This is a genomic window from Streptomyces sp. NPDC052020 (assembly GCF_040680575.1).
Lineage (GTDB): Bacteria > Actinomycetota > Actinomycetes > Streptomycetales > Streptomycetaceae > Streptomyces.
Window position 1 is genome coordinate 126,900 of sequence record NZ_JBFAWY010000008.1, and the last position, 16,364, is coordinate 143,263.

General features: G+C 73.5%; 15 protein-coding genes. 11 read left to right on the plus strand and 4 right to left on the minus strand.

The window, feature by feature from the left end:
* Positions 1 to 113: 113 nt before the first annotated feature.
* Positions 114 to 1,910: an AMP-dependent synthetase/ligase gene (locus tag AB0L74_RS10815; protein ID WP_365648562.1), complete on the minus strand. Its 1,797-nt coding sequence runs from the start codon at positions 1,908 to 1,910 to the stop codon at positions 114 to 116.
* Positions 1,911 to 2,216: 306 nt separating this feature from the next.
* Here AB0L74_RS10815 and AB0L74_RS10820 point away from each other — a divergent pair, with 306 nt between their 5' ends.
* The 6 genes from AB0L74_RS10820 to AB0L74_RS10845 all read left to right on the plus strand — a co-directional run bounded on the left by AB0L74_RS10820 (position 2,217) and on the right by AB0L74_RS10845 (position 7,316).
* Complete coding sequence (locus AB0L74_RS10820; protein ID WP_365648564.1) at positions 2,217 to 3,014, plus strand: metallophosphoesterase; 798 nt, start codon at positions 2,217 to 2,219, stop codon at positions 3,012 to 3,014.
* Positions 3,015 to 3,138: 124 nt separating this feature from the next.
* Entirely contained in the window at positions 3,139 to 3,582 is a 444-nt protein-coding gene (locus AB0L74_RS10825; protein WP_365648566.1) for an SRPBCC family protein, read from the plus strand.
* A 43-nt stretch (positions 3,583 to 3,625) separates the two neighbouring features.
* Positions 3,626 to 4,798: an ArsA-related P-loop ATPase gene (locus AB0L74_RS10830; RefSeq protein ID WP_365648570.1), complete on the plus strand. Its 1,173-nt coding sequence runs from the start codon at positions 3,626 to 3,628 to the stop codon at positions 4,796 to 4,798.
* A gap of 84 nt (positions 4,799 to 4,882) precedes the next feature.
* Positions 4,883 to 5,377 carry a DUF5304 family protein gene (locus AB0L74_RS10835; protein WP_365648573.1) on the plus strand — a complete coding sequence of 165 codons (495 nt, stop codon included), beginning with the start codon at positions 4,883 to 4,885 and terminating at the stop codon, positions 5,375 to 5,377.
* Positions 5,378 to 5,514: 137 nt separating this feature from the next.
* A complete protein-coding gene (locus AB0L74_RS10840; protein ID WP_365648575.1) occupies positions 5,515 to 6,468 on the plus strand; it encodes an ROK family glucokinase in 954 nt (317 codons plus the stop codon).
* An 89-nt stretch (positions 6,469 to 6,557) separates the two neighbouring features.
* Positions 6,558 to 7,316 (plus strand): endonuclease/exonuclease/phosphatase family protein, encoded by a 759-nt coding sequence (locus tag AB0L74_RS10845; RefSeq protein WP_365648578.1) that lies wholly within the window; start codon positions 6,558 to 6,560, stop codon positions 7,314 to 7,316.
* A 38-nt stretch (positions 7,317 to 7,354) separates the two neighbouring features.
* On the opposite strand, the gene AB0L74_RS10850 is transcribed toward AB0L74_RS10845, so the two are convergent.
* Together AB0L74_RS10850 and AB0L74_RS10855 are read right to left on the minus strand one after the other, a co-directional pair.
* Entirely contained in the window at positions 7,355 to 7,942 is a 588-nt protein-coding gene (locus AB0L74_RS10850; RefSeq protein ID WP_365648581.1) for a hypothetical protein, read from the minus strand.
* Complete coding sequence (locus AB0L74_RS10855; protein ID WP_365648584.1) at positions 7,935 to 8,738, minus strand: alpha/beta fold hydrolase; 804 nt, start codon at positions 8,736 to 8,738, stop codon at positions 7,935 to 7,937. Before AB0L74_RS10855 ends, AB0L74_RS10850 begins: the two co-directional genes overlap by 8 nt.
* A 198-nt stretch (positions 8,739 to 8,936) precedes the next feature.
* On the opposite strand from AB0L74_RS10855, the gene AB0L74_RS10860 reads away from it, so the two are divergent.
* The 4 genes from AB0L74_RS10860 to AB0L74_RS10875 all read left to right on the plus strand — a co-directional run bounded on the left by AB0L74_RS10860 (position 8,937) and on the right by AB0L74_RS10875 (position 12,830).
* The gene (locus AB0L74_RS10860) at positions 8,937 to 9,707 is read left to right on the plus strand and encodes a lysophospholipid acyltransferase family protein (RefSeq protein ID WP_365648900.1); all 771 of its coding nucleotides are present in this window, start codon (positions 8,937 to 8,939) and stop codon (positions 9,705 to 9,707) included.
* 33 nt (positions 9,708 to 9,740) lie between these two features.
* A complete protein-coding gene (locus AB0L74_RS10865) occupies positions 9,741 to 10,979 on the plus strand; it encodes a DUF5931 domain-containing protein (RefSeq protein ID WP_365648586.1) in 1,239 nt (412 codons plus the stop codon).
* A complete protein-coding gene (locus AB0L74_RS10870) occupies positions 10,979 to 11,668 on the plus strand; it encodes a response regulator transcription factor (protein WP_365648589.1) in 690 nt (229 codons plus the stop codon). The genes AB0L74_RS10865 and AB0L74_RS10870 overlap by 1 nt, the downstream gene beginning before the upstream one ends.
* A gap of 166 nt (positions 11,669 to 11,834) precedes the next feature.
* The gene (locus AB0L74_RS10875; protein ID WP_365648592.1) at positions 11,835 to 12,830 is read left to right on the plus strand and encodes a 2-hydroxyacid dehydrogenase; all 996 of its coding nucleotides are present in this window, start codon (positions 11,835 to 11,837) and stop codon (positions 12,828 to 12,830) included.
* On the opposite strand, the gene AB0L74_RS10880 is transcribed toward AB0L74_RS10875, so the two are convergent.
* Complete coding sequence (locus tag AB0L74_RS10880; protein ID WP_365648595.1) at positions 12,782 to 14,689, minus strand: anthranilate synthase family protein; 1,908 nt, start codon at positions 14,687 to 14,689, stop codon at positions 12,782 to 12,784. The two genes, AB0L74_RS10875 and AB0L74_RS10880, sit on opposite strands and share 49 nt — an antisense overlap.
* 267 nt (positions 14,690 to 14,956) lie before the next feature.
* Between AB0L74_RS10880 and AB0L74_RS10885 the strand changes: the two genes are divergently transcribed.
* Positions 14,957 to 16,312 carry a class II 3-deoxy-7-phosphoheptulonate synthase gene (locus AB0L74_RS10885; protein ID WP_365648598.1) on the plus strand — a complete coding sequence of 452 codons (1,356 nt, stop codon included), beginning with the start codon at positions 14,957 to 14,959 and terminating at the stop codon, positions 16,310 to 16,312.
* Positions 16,313 to 16,364: the final 52 nt, after the last annotated feature.

Here is a 16,364-nt window from a genome sequence, read left to right on the forward strand (position 1 = left end):
GCGTGCGAAGGGCGCGGTGCCCGGGCCGGGCACCGCGCCCTTCGCACACTGACGCGCCGCCCGCGTCCCGCTGCCCGGCCCTGCTTCGGCCGTGCGTCGGCCGTACGTCGGCCCTACTTCGCGTAGATCGCCTCGATCTCGTGCGCGTAGTCCTTCGCCACCACGTTCCGCTTCAGCTTCAGCGACGGCGTCAGATGCCCCGACTCCTCCGTGAACTGGTGCGGCAGCACGCGGAACTTGCGCACCGACTCCGCCTTCGACACCGCCGCGTTGCCGTCGTCGACCGCCGCCTGGACCGCGGCGAGCAGGTCCGCGTCCCCGCGCAGCGACTCGGCCGTGGAACCGGCCGGCTTGCCGTGCTCGGCGGCCCAGCGGGCGAGGAACTCCTCGTCCAGCGTGATCAGCGCGCCCACGAACGGCCGCCCGTCGCCGACCACCATGCACTCGGCGACCAGGGCGTGCGCGCGGATGCGGTCCTCGATCACGGCCGGGGCGACGTTCTTGCCGCCCGCGGTGACGATGATCTCCTTCTTGCGGCCGGTGATGCGCAGGTAGCCGTCCTCGTCGAGGGTGCCGAGATCACCGGTGTGGAACCAGCCGTCGGCGAGAGCCTCCTCGGTGGCGTCCGGGTTGTTCCAGTACTCCTTGAACAGGTGCTCGCCGTGCAGCAGCACCTCCCCGTCGTCCGCGATGCGGACCACCGAGCCCGGCAGCGGCTGCCCGACCGTGCCGATCTTCTGCCGGTCCCAGGGGTTGAAGGCGGTGGCCGCGCAGGACTCGGTCAGGCCGTAGCCCTCCAGGACGGTGAAGCCGATGCCCCGGAAGAAGTGGCCGAGGCGTTCGCCCAGCGGGGCGCCCCCGGAGATGGCGTACTCGCCGCGCCCGCCCAGGACCGCGCGCAGCTTGCCGTAGACCAGCTTGTCGAACAGCAGGTGCTTGAGCTTCAGGCCGAGCGACGGGCCGGACGGGGTGTCCAGCGCCTTGCTGTAGGCGATCGCCGTGTCCGCCGCCTTGTCGAAGATCTTGCCCTTGCCCTCGGCCTGCGCCTTGGCGCGCGCCGAGTTGTAGACCTTCTCGAAGACCCGCGGCACACCGAGGATCAGCGTCGGCCGGAACGAGGCCAGTTCGTCGGTGAGGTTCCTGATGTCCGGGACGCAGCCCAGCCTGATCGGCGCCATCATCGGCGCGACCTGCACCAGCCGGCCGAAGACGTGCGCCAGCGGAAGGAAGAGCAGGACGGAGCACTCGCCGGTGCGGAACAGCGGACGCAGGCGCTCCACCACGTTGCCGCACTCGGCGAAGAAGCTGCGGTGGGTGAGCACACAGCCCTTGGGGCGGCCGGTGGTGCCGGAGGTGTAGACGATGGTCGCCGGGTCGTCGGCCTTGGCGGCCGAGCCGCGCTCCTCGACCGTCTCGTCCGTGACGTCCTGGCCGAGCCGCCCGAGCTCCTCCACCGCCCCGGCCTCGATCTGCCACACGTGCTTGAGGGCGGGCAGCTGCTCGCGCACCGACTCCACGGCCGCGGCGTGCTCCGCCGACTCCACGACGCAGGCGGTCGCGCCGGAGTCGCCGAGGATCCACTGCACCTGCTCCGGCGAGCTGGTCTCGTACACCGGCACGGTGACCGCGCCCGCGCTCCAGATCGCGAAGTCCAGCAGCGTCCACTCGTAGCGGGTGCGGGACATCAGCCCCACCCGGTCGCCCGGCTGGACCCCGGCGGCGATCAGTCCCTTGGCGGCGGCCCGCACCTCGGCGAGGAAGGCGCGCGCGGTCACGTCCTGCCAGCCGCCGTCCGCCTTGCGGGCGATCACGGCGACGTCGGGGTGCTGCGCGGCGTTTCTGCGGACGATGTCGGTCAGATTCCCGTCCGCGGGGACCTCGTACAAGGCCGGAAGGCTGAACTCGCGCAAGACTGCTGCTCCTCATAGGGCGCCGGCGCCACGACGTTGTGTGATGCGACGGTGCGGTCCATGGCTCGGGCTGGTGCTCGGGGAATCCCGCCGATTCGCAGGACGAAACCCCGAGCACGACTGGACTGCCCGGACGTTACCCGCCGGTATGGCGTCTCCGACAGGGGGTCCCGGGGAGATGTTCGCTGCGTCACACGATGGGGTTTCCTGACGCGCACAGTAGTCCACATATAGACCAACCAGCCAGTAACCGCAGGTGGGACCGCCACTGTTCACGGTTGCCGCACACACTTACGCTTGATCGTCATGGCACCCACACCCCCCGGAAAACCGGTCACCCGCGTCCACGTGGTCAGCGACGTACACGGCAACGCCCGTGACCTGGCCCGCGCCGGTGAGGGCGCCGACGCCCTGGTCTGCCTCGGGGACCTCGTCCTCTTCCTCGACTACGCCGACCACTCGCGCGGCATCTTCCCCGACCTGTTCGGCGTCGAGAACGCCGACCGCATCGTCGAGCTGCGCACCGCCCGCCGCTTCGCGGAGGCGCGGGAGTTCCAGGCCCGGCTGTGGGCGGATCTCGACGGCGACCGCCCCGCCGTCATCGAGAAGGCGGTCCGCAAGCAGTACGCGGAGCTGTTCGCCGCGTTCCCCGCCCCTACATACGCCACCTACGGCAACGTCGACATGCCGCCCCTGTGGCGCGAGTACGCCCGCCCCGGCACGACCGTCCTGGACGGGGAGCGGGTGGAGATCGGCGGCCGGGTCTTCGGCTTCGTCGGCGGCGGACTGCGCACCCCGATGCGCACGCCGTACGAGATCTCCGACGAGGAGTACGCGGCCAAGATCGAGGCGGTCGGCGAGGTCGACGTGCTGTGCACGCACATCCCGCCGGAGGTGCCGGAGCTGGTGTACGACACGGTGGCGCGCCGCTTCGAGCGGGGCAGCCGGGCGCTGCTGGACGCCATCCGCCGCACCCGGCCGAAGTACGCGCTGTTCGGGCATGTGCACCAGCCCCTGGCGCGGCGCATGCGGATCGGGGCGACCGAGTGCGTCAACGTCGGGCACTTCGCCTCCACGGGCAGGCCGTGGGTGCTCCAGTGGTGAGCCGCCGCGGGCCGGGGCGCGCGGGCCCGGGGTGACCTCGGCGCCGCCCGTGCGCGGTAGCCTTCACGCTGCACACACGTGCGCACCACTGCACCACCGGCCCGCATCTGGAGGAGCCACGGCGATGGCGGAACACACCAGCTCGAGCATCACCATCGAGGCGGCACCGGCCGACGTCATGGGAGTGATCGCCGACTTCGCCCGCTACCCCGACTGGACCGGCGAGGTGAAGGAGGCGGAGGTCCTCGCGACCGACGAGCGGGGCCGCGCCGAGCAGGTCCGTCTCGTCATGGACGCCGGGGCCATCAAGGACGACCAGACGCTGGCCTACACCTGGACCGGCGACCACGAGGTGTCCTGGACGCTGGTGAAGTCCCAGATGCTGCGCAGCCTGGACGGCTCCTACCTCCTGAAGCCGGCCGGCGCGGGCGCCACCGAGGTCACCTACCGGCTGACCGTCGACGTCAAGATCCCGATGCTCGGCATGATCAAGCGCAAGGCCGAGAAGGTCATCATCGACCGGGCGCTGGCCGGGCTGAAGAAGCGCGTGGAGTCGGGCGCGCGGTAACCGCCCGGTTCACGGACGGCGCCCGGAGGTACCGTTCACCCCCATGCGCACCATCCTGATCACGGGCCCGGGCGGCAGCGGTCGGACGACCGTCGCGGCCGCCACCGCACTGGCCGCCGCCCGTGAGGGCACCCGCACCCTGCTCCTCGGCGCCGACCGCGACGACACCCTCGGTACCGCCCTCGGGACGCCGACCGGCCCCGAGCCCGTGCCCGCCGCGCCGCACCTCAGCGTCTGGCGGCCCGACGCCGCCCAGGGCTTCCGCGACGGCCTCGCCGCCCTCCAGGACCGCGCCGCCTCCGCCCTCGACCTGCTCGGCGCCGCCCGCCTCGATCCCGAGGAACTCACCCCGCTGCCCGGCGCCGGGGAACTCGCCCTGCTGCGCGCGCTGCGCGACGGCGCCCTCGCCGGCCGGCACGACCTGCTCGTCGTCGACCTCCCGGCCGCCCCGCGGGCGCTCGCCCTGCTCGCCCTGCCCGGCGAACTGCGCCGCTACCTGCGCCGGCTGCTGCCGCCGGAGCGGCAGGCGGCCCGCGCCCTGCGCCCCGTCCTCGGCCGGCTCGCCGGCGTCCCCATGCCCGCGGAGTCGCTCTACGAGACCGCCGCCCGCTGGGACGCCGAGCTCGCCGCGGCCGAGGCGGTCCTCGCCGACCCCGGCACCGCCGTCCGGCTGGTCGCCGAACCCGGCCCGGCCGGCGCCGACGCCGTCCGCACCGCGGCCCTCGGCCTCGCCCTGCACGGCCTGCCCGTGGAAGCCCTCCTCGCCAACCGGGTCCTGCCCGAGGACGCCCCCGCCGACGGCTGGCTCGCCGGCCCCGTCGCCCAGCAGCGCAAGGCCCTGGAGGAATGGCAGGAGGCGTACGACGTGCGCCGCGTCGCCCACCTCGGGCGCGACCCGCGCGGCGCGGACGACCTCGCCGCCCTCGCCGTGCCCGGCACCGGCCCGCAGGCGTCCCCGGTGCGGTGGCCCGTCACCGACCGGCTCGCCGCCGACGGCGTCCTGGTGTGGCACATCCCGCTGCCGGGCGCCCGGCGCGAGGACCTCGACCTCGTCCGGCGCGGCGACGAACTGGTCGTCACCGCGGGCCCCTTCCGCCGGATCGTCCCGCTGCCCTCCGCGCTGCGCCGCTGCACCGTCGACGGGGCCGCCCTGCGCGACGGCGAGCTGCGGGTCCGCTTCGCGCCCGACCCCGCGCTGTGGCCGCGCACCCGGTGAACCGCCCCGTTCGGGTAACGTCGTAGGGACGAACCGTAGTCGGGCCGCAGGCGGCCGCAGCCGGCCGCAGTCAGGAGTGTCGTCATGAGCGAAGAGCTCCCCCCGCCCGGCGCCGCCCGGGACGAGACGGCCGACGAGGTGCCGGCGGCCGACGCCGACGCGTGGGCGACCGCGTGCGCCGAGGACCTCCGGGCGGAGCAGGACCGCCGCCGCGCCCGGTACGGCCCGCCGCCCGGGTCGGCGGCCGAGGAACTGCGCAAGCTCGTCGACACCGTCGCCGACAAGCTCTCCGGTCTCCAGTCGCCGCTGCTCGGGGCGGTCGCCGGGCCCGCCGCCCAGCAGGTGGTGCGGCAGGTCGTCCAGCAGGCCAAGGCCGCCGTCGAGCCGGTCATCGAGCGCAACCCGGACGTCTTCGACCACCTGGCGGCGGCCGGCGGCGAACTGCTCGCCGCCTACCGCTCGGCCGTCCAGGCCCAGGAGCGGCGCTGGACGGGCCGCGACGACGACGCCCGCGCCCGGGACGAGCGCGGCGACGGCGGCGAGGGCACCGGCCCCGGCGAACGCATCGACCTGGACTGACGGTCCCCGGGAGCGGTCCCGCGAAGGGTCCCGCGGGGCCGCCTGGGCCGTCCCCGGGCGGGCGACCGACCGGCAACGCACGGCGGTGCCTCGGGTACGGTTGGCCGTAGCGGGGCTCGACCGAAACTGAGGGATTCATGGGACTCACCATCGGCGTCGACATCGGCGGCACGAAGATCGCGGCCGGCGTGGTCGACGAGGAAGGCAACATCCTCTCGACCTTCAAGGTGCCGACCCCCACCACGTCCGAGGCCATCGTGGACGCCATCGCCTCGGCGGTGGAGGGCGCACGCGCGGGGCACGAGATCGTCGGCGTCGGCATCGGCGCCGCCGGATACGTCAACCGCCAGCGTTCGACGGTGTACTTCGCGCCCAACATCGACTGGCGCAACGAGCCGCTGAAGGACAAGGTCGAAGCGCGCGTGGGCCTCCCGGTCGTCGTGGAGAACGACGCCAACGCGGCGGCCTGGGGCGAGTACCGGTTCGGCGCCGGCAAGGGCCACCGGAACGTCATCTGCATCACGCTCGGCACCGGCCTCGGCGGCGGCATCATCATCGGCAACAAGCTGCGCCGCGGCCACTTCGGCGTGGCCGCCGAGTTCGGCCACATCCGCATGGTGCCCGACGGCCTGCTGTGCGGCTGCGGCTCGCAGGGCTGCTGGGAGCAGTACGCCTCCGGCCGCGCCCTGGTGCGCTACGCCAAGCAGCGTGCCAAGGCCACCCCCGAGCAGGCCGACGTCCTGCTCGGCCTCGGCGACGGCACCCCCGACGGCATCGAGGGCAAGCACATCTCCATGGCCGCCCGGCAGGGCTGCCCGGTCGCCGTCGACTCCTACCGCGAGCTGGCCCGCTGGGTCGGCGCGGGCCTGGCCGACCTGGCCTCCCTGTTCGACCCGTCCGCCTTCATCGTCGGCGGCGGCCTGTCCGACGAGGGCGAGCTGGTCCTCGGCCCGATCCGCAAGTCCTACAAGCGCTGGCTGGTCGGCGGCAACTGGCGTCCGGTGGCCGAGGTGCTGGCCGCCCAGCTCGGCAACAAGGCCGGCCTGGTCGGAGCGGCGGACCTGGCCCGGGAGCCCGACCCGATCATGTGACGACCGGCGCGTGCGCGCGTTGTCGTCCACGCGCCCGCGCCCGCCGTCCCCGCCCCGGGGACGGCGGGCGCGGGCGTATCTTGATCGCCATGGCGAACGCGACCGAGTTGCTCCCCGGCTCCCGCACGGAAGACGACGGTTCCGCCGTCGTCCGCGTCCTCAGCTACAACATCCGCTCCCTGCGCGACGACACCGCCGCCCTCGCCCGGGTGATCGGCGCCTGCGCGCCGGACCTGGTCCTGGTGCAGGAGGCACCCCGCTTCTTCCGCTGGCGCAAGAAGCTCGCCCGGCTCGCCGCCGCGTCGGGGCTGGTGGTCCTCACCGGCGGGGCGACGGCGGCCGGACCGGCGATCCTCTGCTCCCTGCGCGCCACCGTCGAGCGCACCGAGGACGTGCTCCTGCCGCTCACCCCGGGCCTGCACCGGCGGGGCTTCGCGACGGCCGTCGTCCGCTTCGGGGGCGCCCGGCTCGGCGTGCTCAGCTGCCATCTGTCGCTGCGGAGCGACGAGCGGTACATCCAGGGCGGCCTGCTGCTCGACCGGCTCGCCGCGATGGGCGTCGAGCACGTCGTCGCGGGCGGCGACCTGAACGAGCGGCCCGGCGGGCGCACGTTCCGCCGCCTCGCCGAGGGGATGCAGGACTGCTGGGAGACGGCACCCTGGGGCGGCGAGCACACCTCCACGCCCGCCGACCCCCGCCAGCGCATCGACGCCGTCTTCGCCTCCCCGGGCATCGAGGTGCTCGGCTGCGGGGTGCCACTGGGCCAGCCCGGGGTGAGCGAGGCGGACCTGCGCGCGGCCACGGACCACCTGCCGGTGCTGGCCGCGCTCAGGGTCCCCGCCGGCTAGGACCTGTCGTCGAACTCCCGTCTGCCTCGCGGCCGGGCTCAGACCACCGCTCCGCGCCCCGGGTCGTCGCCGTCCTCCTCGTCGGTGCGCATCCGGGCCACCAGGGTGGCGAAGCCGCCGAGGAAGCCGCCGATGCCGAGCGTCCCCAGCCACCAGGTCATGTCCCAGCGCAGCAGCACCGCCACCAGGAGCAGCAGCGGTCCGCCGATCACCGCCAGCCAGGCGAACCTGGAGGTCGTGTCGCCCTGCGGCAGCGGCGGCGGCTCCGGCGGTACGAAGTGGCCCTCGTCGTCCTCGGCGAAGTCGTCACCGGTCGGTTCGGCCACCGTGTAGTCGCGCGGGCCGACGCCGGGCGCGAAGGAGACCGAGCTGCCGAGCGGCGCGGCCGGCGAGGGTCTGTCCTCGGCCGGCTTGGCCGGCTCGTCGTCGTTGGTGACGGGCTCCAGCAGCGCCAGGTCCTCCACCGACTTGAACGGCTTGGCGCCCGGCGGGTCCGGCGGCTCCTCGCCGTACCCGGCGACGATGGCGGCCCAGACCGCGTCCTCGTCGAAGGGCACGCGCTGCTCCTCCGGCTCGGGCCTCTCCCTGCCCTCGCGGTCCTCACGGTCGGAATCGTGCTCAGCCACCGGTGGTCGCCCCTTCCTTGCCGAGACCGGGCTCCGGCTCCCTGACGGCACCGGGCGCGAGCCGGCCGATGAATGAGGCGCTCTCCTCGAAGATCAGCTCGGCGTCATGGTCCAACGTCGCGACGTGGTAGCTCTGTTCCAGCAGGATCTCCGTCACGTCCGTCGAGGAGACGCGGCCGAGGATGCGGGCGGAGTCGGCCGGCGGCACCACATGGTCCTGCGGGCTGCGCAGCAGCAGCAGGGGCTGGGTGACCCGCGGCAGCTCGCCGTCGACGAGGCGGAAGAACCGGCGCAGCGAGTGGGCCGCGTGCAGCGGCACCCGGTCGTAGCCGAGCTCGGCGCCGCCCGGCCTGGCGATGTCGTCGGCGATGCCCTTCGCCGTAGGGACGAGGTGGCGGACGACCGGCAGGGCGTACGCGGACAGGCCGTGCACCTTGTTCGCCGGGTTGACGACGATCACGCCGTCGACCGCGTCCCCGTGCCGCGCGGCCAGCCGCAGCGCCAGGGCGCCGCCCATGGACAGACCGGCCACGAAGACCCGCGCGCACCGCTCGCGCAGGGCGCGCAGCTCGCGGTCCACCTCCGCGTACCAGTCCTGCCAGCCGGTCGGCCGCAGGTCCTCCCAGCGCGTGCCGTGCCCGGGCAGCAGCGGCAGGGTGACGGTCACGTCCCGCGCGGCGAGGTACCGCGCCCAGGGGCGCAGCGACTGCGGGGAACCGGTGAAGCCGTGGCAGAGCAGGACGCCGGCGTCGCCGCCCTCGTGGCGGTACGGCTCGGCTCCGGGGAGGACCGGCACCTTTCGGTCTCCTTCGTGTGGGCGTGCAGGGGCTGGCACGTCGTCTGTTCGGGACGGGGCGGGCACGCCGCCGGTTGCAGGTACTTCACCGTACGCGACCGCACTGACACCGACCAGGGTCGTCGGCCCCTTCGGGCGGCGGGCCGGGTTAAGGTCTGTTCGAGACACACAGGAGGCACTCGGTTGTTGTACGGCGCGATGAAGGTCACCGTCGGGGGTCCGCTGAAGCTTGCCTTCCGGCCCTGGGTGGAGGGCCTGGAGCACGTCCCCGCCGAGGGCCCCGCGATCCTGGCGAGCAATCACCTGTCGTTCTCCGACTCGTTCTTCCTGCCCGCCGTCCTCGACCGCAAGGTCACCTTCATCGCCAAGGCCGAGTACTTCACCACGCCGGGCGTCAAGGGGCGGCTGACCGCCGCGTTCTTCAAGGGTGTCGGCCAGCTCCCGGTGGACCGTTCCGGCGCGCGGGGGGCCGGCGAGGCCGCGATCAAGAGCGGCATCGAGGTCCTGAAGCGCGGCGAGCTGTTCGGCATCTACCCGGAGGGAACCCGCTCGCCCGACGGCCGCCTGTACCGGGGCAAGCCGGGCGGCCTCGCGCGCGTGGCGCTGGCCACGGGCGCCCCCGTCCTCCCCGTCGCCATGATCGACACCGAGAAGATCCAGCCGCCCGGGAAGATCGTCCCGAAGCTGATGCGGCCGGGCATCCGCATCGGCAAGCCCCTGGACTTCAGCCGCTACCAGGGCATGGAACACGACCGCTTCGTGCTCCGCGCGGTGACCGACGAGGTCATGTACGAGATCATGAAGCTGTCCGGCCAGGAGTACGTCGACATGTACGCGACCGCCATGAAGCGGCAGCTCGCGGAGGCGGCGAAGGCCGAGAAGGAGGCGGGCAAGGCGGCGAAGGCCGCGTTCGCCCGGGCCGAGCAGGACCAGGCGGACAAGGAACGCGCGGAGAACGAGCAGCCCTAGTCCCGCACGGGGGACAGGGCCGGGGTGGGGGACATGGCCAGGCGTGAGTCGGTCAGGAGGATGTCGGTCGAGCAGCCGCTGTGGCAGGCGCTCACCGCTTACCGGGTGCTCGCGACGGTGTACGCCATCGGCCTGTTCGCCACCGCGTACCACGAGTTCACGCGCCCCTGGCTGGCCGTCGCCTACTACGCCGTGCTGTCCGTGTGGACGCTGGCCACCCTCCGCAACGTCGCCGGCGCGGCCGGCTGCACCAAGCGCTTCCTCACCGCCGACCTGGCCATCGCCCTCACCGGCATCCTGCTCACCCCCCTCGCCGACACCCACGAGCGGATCACCGCGGGCGGCCCGACCCTGCCCTCGATATGGACCGCCGGGTCCGTGCTGGCCTTCGCGATCAAGGGCGGCTGGCGCTGGGCCGCCCTCGCCTCCACCCTCGTCGCCGCCGCCAACCTGATCGAGCGCGGCGCCCCGGCCCGCGACACCGTGCACAACGTCATCCTCGTCTGGGTGGCCGCCATCGCCATCGGGTACGTCGTCGAGGTCGCCCGCGCCTCCGAGCGCACCCTCGCCCGCGCCCTGGAGATCGAGGCCGCCACCCGGGAGCGGGAGCGCCTCGCCCGCGACATCCACGACAGCGTGCTCCAGGTGCTGGCCATGGTGCAGCGGCGCGGCGCCGTCATCGGCGGTGAGGCGGCCGAGCTGGGGCGGCTGGCCGGCGAGCAGGAGGTGGCGCTGCGCACGCTGGTCTCCAAAGGGGTGGTGCCCGCGCCCCGGGTGCCCGCCTCCCCGCTGCCCGCGTCCGGCGGCCCCGGGCACGCCGCCGGGCGGGCCGGCGCGGAGACCGGCGGGGACGGCCCCGTCGATCTGCGGGCCCTGCTCGCCCCGTACGCCGGTGCGCGCGTCAGCCTCGCCGAGCCCGGGGCGCCCGTCCCGCTGGCGCCGGACGCGGCCCGCGAGGTCGCCGCGGCCGTCGGCGCCGCCCTGGACAACGTCCGCCGGCACGCCGGGGAGCAGGCGCGCGCGTGGCTCCTGATCGAGGACGAACCGGACGAAGTGATCGTCACCGTGCGGGACGACGGGCCCGGCATCCCGGAGGGCCGGCTGGCGCAGGCCGAGGGCGAGGGGCGGCTGGGGGTGGCCCTGTCGATCCGCGGACGGCTGCGCGACCTCGGCGGCAGCGCGGAGCTGATCTCGGTGCCGGGGCAGGGCACGGAAGTGGAACTGAAGGTACCCAAGAACGCGAAGGACACACGGGGGAAGGCGGAGCGGTGATGACGCAGACCACGCCGGAAGGGCGGGACGCGATCAAGGTGATGGTGGTCGACGACCACCCGATGTGGCGCGACGCGGTCGCCCGCGACCTGTCCGAGTCCGGCTTCGAGGTCGTCGCCACCGCGGGCGACGGCGACCAGGCGGTGCGCCGCGCCCGGGCCGCCGCGCCGGACGTCCTGGTGCTCGACCTGAACCTGCCCGGCAAGCCCGGCGTCCAGGTCTGCAAGGAGGTCGTGGCCGCCGACCCGGCGGTCCGCGTCCTGGTGCTGTCGGCGAGCGGCGAGCACGCGGACGTGCTGGAGGCGGTGAAGTCGGGCGCCACCGGCTACCTGCTGAAGTCGGCCTCCACGGAGGAACTCCAGGACGCGGTGCGCCGCACCGCCGCCGGCGACCCGGTGTTCACCCCGGGCCTGGCCGGCCTGGTCCTCGGCGAGTACCGCCGGCTCGCCTCCGAACCGGCGCCCGCCCCGGACACCGACGGCCCCAAGGCGCCCCGGCTGACCGAGCGGGAGACCGAGGTGCTCCGCCTGGTCGCCAAGGGCCTGAGCTACAAGCAGATCGCCGAGCGCCTGGTCATCTCCCACCGCACGGTGCAGAACCATGTGCAGAACACCCTCGGCAAGCTCCAGCTCCACAACCGCGTCGAGCTGGTGCGGTACGCGATCGAGCGCGGACTCGACGACGCGTAGGCGCGCCTTACGCGGGACGGACGCGGGTCGTGCGCGGGACGGACGCGGTCCGGACTTCGAGACGTCTTCGCCTCCGGCCCGCGCACGGCCGCCGCTCCCGACCGGCGCCGCCGGGCCCCGGCCCGTATATTCGGCACCGTAGATCACCGGCAGAACGGGAGCGGTCGTGGAGATCCTCGCCTTCGGTGTGCAGGCCGACGAGAGGCCGCTGATCGAGCAGGCTTTCCGGGGGCGGCACGACGTGCGCTGCCTGGACGTCTTCCTCACCGAGGACACCGCCCCCATCGCGGCCGGCCACGAGATCATCTCGACCTCCGTCAACGCCGACCTCGGCCCGCGGGTCCTGGAGACCCTGGCCGCGGGCGGCACCCGCCTGGTCGCCCAGCGCTCCACCGGCTTCAACAACATCGACCTGAGGACGGCCGAACGCCTCGGCATGACGATCGCCCGGGTGTCGTACTACTCCCCGTACTCGGTCGCGGAGTTCGCCTGGACGCTCGCCATGGCCGTCAACCGCCGTGTCGTGCGGGCCTCCACCCGCACCCGCGACTTCGACTTCCGCCTCGACGGCCTGATGGGCCGTGACATGCACGGCCGCACCGCCGGTGTCCTCGGCACCGGCAAGATCGGCGAGGCGTTCACCCGGATCGCGCACGGCTTCGGCATGCGGCTGCTCGGCTGGGACGTCGCCGAGAACCCCGCCTGCATGGAACTGGGCATGCGCTACGTCCCCAAGGAGCAGCTCCTCGCCGAGTCCGACCTGGTCAGCCTGCACGTTCCGCTGATGCCGGAAACCCGGCACCTGATCGACGCGGACGCCCTGAAGGCCATGAAGGACGACGCGATCCTGGTGAACTCCAGCCGCGGCGGCCTCATCGACACCGCCGCCCTGGTCGGGGAGCTGCGCGCCGGCCGCTTCACGGGCGTGGGCCTCGACGTGTACGAGGCCGAGGCGGGCCTGTTCTTCCTCGACAAGTCCCTTCAGGCCATCGAGGACGACACCCTGGCCCGCCTCGTCACCTTCCCCAACGTCCTCGTCACCTCGCACCAGGCGTACTACACCGAGGACGCCGTCGGCCAGATCGTCGAGGCCACGGTGAAGAACGTCCTGGACTACCGGGCCGGCCGCCGCTCGGAGAACGTGCTGGTGCCGCGGAGCTGACGGAGCAGCTCCCGGACGACGGCGGCGCCGTTCAGCGTCAGCACCGACTCCGGGTGGAACTGCACCCCGGCGAACCCCGGCCCGCGCAGCGCGTGCACCTCGCCCGAGGCGCTCCGGCTCACCTCCACCCCGTGCGCGGCCAGCTCCGCCGCCGCCTCGTCGTCGCAGCGCGCCGTGAAGCTGTTGTAGAAGCCGACGGTCTCCGGCCGTCCGAACAGGTCGATCCGGGTCTGCGCCCCCTGGTACGGGACCTCCTTGCGGACGATCTCCAGCCCCAGCTCGGCCGCGATCAGCTCGTGCCCGAGGCAGACGCCGAGGACGCCGTGCGGGTGGTCCCGGACGACATCGGCGGTCAGCGCCCGCAGGAACCGCATCTTGGGGTCGGCCGCGTCGGAGGGGTCGCCCGGGCCGGGCCCCAGCACCACCGGCCCCGGGTGCGCGAGCACCGCCCGCCGCAGCCCCGGCTCGTCGTACCGGCGGACGGTCACCTCCAGCCCCGCCGAGCGCAGCACGTGCGCGAGCATCGCGGTGAAGGTGTCCTCCGCGTCGACGACCAGGGCGTGCCCCGCCAGCGCGTCCGTCCGCTCCTGCATCCGCAGCCAGAACGGAGCCAGGGAGGCCCGGCGCCCGTCCAGCGCCGCCCGCACGCGCGGGTCGTCGGCGAGCCGCGGCCGGACGGCCTCCCCACGGGACCGCCGCTCCACGACCCCCAGCGCGGCCAGCACCCCCGCCGCCTTCGCGTGGGTCTCGGCCACCTCGCCCGCCGGATCCGAGCCGCGTACCAGAGTGGCGCCGACCGGCACCCGCAGCCGCCCGTCCGCGCCGATCTCGGCGGTGCGGATGAGGATGGGGGAGTCGAGGGTCTGGGCGCCCCCGGAGTCCCGGCCGAGCAGCGCCAGCGCCCCCGCGTAGTAGCCGCGCCCCCCGCTTTCGTGCCGCTCTATGACCCGGCAGGCGTTCTGCACCGGCGAGCCGGTCACCGTCGCCGCGAACATCGTCTCCTTGAGCACCTCCCGCACGTCCAGCGAGGACCGGCCGCGCAGCTCGTACTCGGTGTGCGCCAGGTGCGCCATCTCCCTCAGCCGCGGCCCGACGACCACCCCGCCCATGTCGCCGACCGTGCACATCATCTTCAGCTCCTCGTCGACGACCATCGACAGCTCCTCGATCTCCTTGCCGTCGGCGAGGAAGCCGAGGAGGTGCTCGGGGGTGGGGCCGCCGGCGGGGTAGCGGTAGGTGCCGCTGATCGGGTTCATCACGACGGTGCCGCCGGACATCCGCACATGCACCTCGGGGCTCGCGCCCACCAGCGTGCGCTCCCCGGTGTGCACGACGAACGTCCAGTACGCGCCCCGCTCCCCCTCCAGCAGCCGCCGGAACAGCGCCAGCGCGTCCGCCCGCCCGAAGCCGGGGATCCGCCCCTCATAGGTCCGCCGGATCACGAAGTTGGCGCCCTCGCCGCGCCCGATCTCCTCCCGCAGCACGCGCCCGACGATCTCCGCGTACTCCTCGTCGGCCACGTCGAAGCCGCCGTCCTCGACGCGGACGCCGTGCGCGGGCAGCTCCCGGAGGGCGGTGGCGAGCGGGATCGCGTGCCGCTCCTCGGGGGTGAGCGCCAGCAGGGGGGTGCCGTCGTCGCGGACGTCGAAGCCGCGCTCGCGGATCTGCCGGAAGGGGACGAGGGCGAGGCTCTCGCCGGGGAGGTCGGCCAGCCGTCCGTACGCGGCCACGGGGCCGATCAGCAGCTCCACCACGTCGTGGTCATGGCCGGGGGTGCGGCGGCGGAGCAGGGCGAAGGGGCGGTCGTCGGGCACGAGCCGTGCCAGCTTCGAGTCCAGGTCCATGGGGTCCTCTTCCATCGATGTTCGGTGAGGAACGGCCCCGGTGCCGGACACACGGAAGGCCGCCCCTCGGGCGGCCTTCGCGAAGTCGGTGCGTACGCGCGATCAGTGGGCCGCCGAAGAAGCGGTCCACCACCAGTTCTGGTTCTGGGTCGAGTGCGCGTGCATGGAACGCAGGCTACACGAGATCACCGTGACGCGGCCCGGTTCCGCGTCGTCACGCGCACCCGTCTCACAGGCTGAGCGCGGCGATGGACCCCCGGGCCGACCGCGTAGGGTTGAGGCGTGACCGTGAACGCTGATTCCCGAAGTGTCGCCGCTCAGGCGACGTGGCGAAACCTGCCCGCGGCGCAGCAGCCCGAGTACCCGGATGCCGAGGCTCTGCGCGATGTGATCGCCGAGCTCGAGACGTATCCCCCCCTGGTATTCGCCGGCGAGTGCGACCAGCTGCGCGCGCGCATGGCGGCCGTCGCCAAGGGAGAGGCGTTTCTGCTCCAGGGCGGCGACTGCGCCGAGTCGTTCGACGCGGTGTCCGCCGAGCACATCCGGGCGAAGCTCAAGACGCTGCTCCAGATGGGCGCCGTCCTGACGTACGCCGCCTCCGTGCCCGTGGTGAAGGTGGGCCGGATCGCCGGCCAGTACTCCAAGCCGCGCTCCAAGCCGACCGAGACCCGCGACGGCGTGACCCTGCCGACCTACCGCGGCGACTCCGTCAACGGCTTCGACTTCACCGAAGAGGCCCGGATCCCGGACCCCGAGCGGCTCAAGCGCATGTACCACGCGTCGGCGTCCACGCTGAACCTGGTGCGCGCCTTCACCACCGGCGGCTACGCCGACCTGCGCCAGGTGCACGCCTGGAACCAGGACTTCGTGAAGTCCTCGCCGTCCGGCCAGCGCTACGAGCAGCTCGCCCGCGAGATCGACAACGCGCTGAACTTCATGCACGCCTGCGGGGCCGACCCGGAGGAGTTCAAGACCGTCGAGTTCTACGCGTCGCACGAGGCGCTGCTGCTCGACTACGAGTCCGCCCTGACCCGGGTCGACTCCCGCACCGGGCAGCTGTACGACGTCTCGGCGCACATGGTGTGGATCGGTGAGCGCACCCGCCAGCTGGACCACGCGCACATCGAGTTCGCGTCGAAGATCCGCAACCCGATCGGCATCAAGCTCGGCCCGACGACCACGGCCGAGGAGGCGCTCCAGTACATCGAGCGCCTGGACCCGGAGCGCGAGCCCGGCCGGCTGACCTTCATCGTCCGCATGGGCGCGGACAAGATCCGCGACAAGTTCCCCGAGCTGGTCGAGAAGGTCACCGCCTCCGGCGCCACCGTGGCCTGGGTGACCGACCCGATGCACGGCAACACCTTCGAGGCGGCCTCCGGCCACAAGACCCGCCGCTTCGACGACGTGCTCGACGAGGTCAAGGGCTTCTTCGAGGTCCACAAGGCGCTCGGCACCCACCCGGGCGGCATCCACGTCGAGCTGACCGGCGACGACGTCACCGAGTGCGTGGGCGGCGGCGACGAGATCTTCGTCGACGACCTGCACCAGCGCTACGAGACCGCCTGCGACCCGCGGCTGAACCGCAGCCAGTCCCTGGACCTGGCGTTCCTGGTGGCGGAGATGTACCGCGACCAGTGACGTTCCGTCCCTGGGGGGCCCGGTCGTCCTCGTGGGGCGCGGATCACACGAT

What these genes read in the sequence shown, in the direction of transcription:
- AB0L74_RS10820 (WP_365648564.1), top strand. Translation starts at nt 2,217, where the DNA reads ATGGCACCCACACCCCCCGGAAAACCGGTCACCCGCGTCCACGTGGTC.
- AB0L74_RS10825 (WP_365648566.1), top strand. Translation starts at nt 3,139, where the DNA reads ATGGCGGAACACACCAGCTCGAGCATCACCATCGAGGCGGCACCGGCC.
- AB0L74_RS10830 (WP_365648570.1), top strand. Translation starts at nt 3,626, where the DNA reads ATGCGCACCATCCTGATCACGGGCCCGGGCGGCAGCGGTCGGACGACC.
- AB0L74_RS10835 (WP_365648573.1), top strand. Translation starts at nt 4,883, where the DNA reads ATGAGCGAAGAGCTCCCCCCGCCCGGCGCCGCCCGGGACGAGACGGCC.
- AB0L74_RS10840 (WP_365648575.1), top strand. Translation starts at nt 5,515, where the DNA reads ATGGGACTCACCATCGGCGTCGACATCGGCGGCACGAAGATCGCGGCC.
- AB0L74_RS10845 (WP_365648578.1), top strand. Translation starts at nt 6,558, where the DNA reads ATGGCGAACGCGACCGAGTTGCTCCCCGGCTCCCGCACGGAAGACGAC.
- AB0L74_RS10860 (WP_365648900.1), top strand. Translation starts at nt 8,937, where the DNA reads ATGAAGGTCACCGTCGGGGGTCCGCTGAAGCTTGCCTTCCGGCCCTGG.
- AB0L74_RS10865 (WP_365648586.1), top strand. Translation starts at nt 9,741, where the DNA reads ATGGCCAGGCGTGAGTCGGTCAGGAGGATGTCGGTCGAGCAGCCGCTG.
- AB0L74_RS10870 (WP_365648589.1), top strand. Translation starts at nt 10,979, where the DNA reads ATGACGCAGACCACGCCGGAAGGGCGGGACGCGATCAAGGTGATGGTG.
- AB0L74_RS10880 (WP_365648595.1), bottom strand. Translation starts at nt 14,689, where the DNA reads ATGGAAGAGGACCCCATGGACCTGGACTCGAAGCTGGCACGGCTCGTG.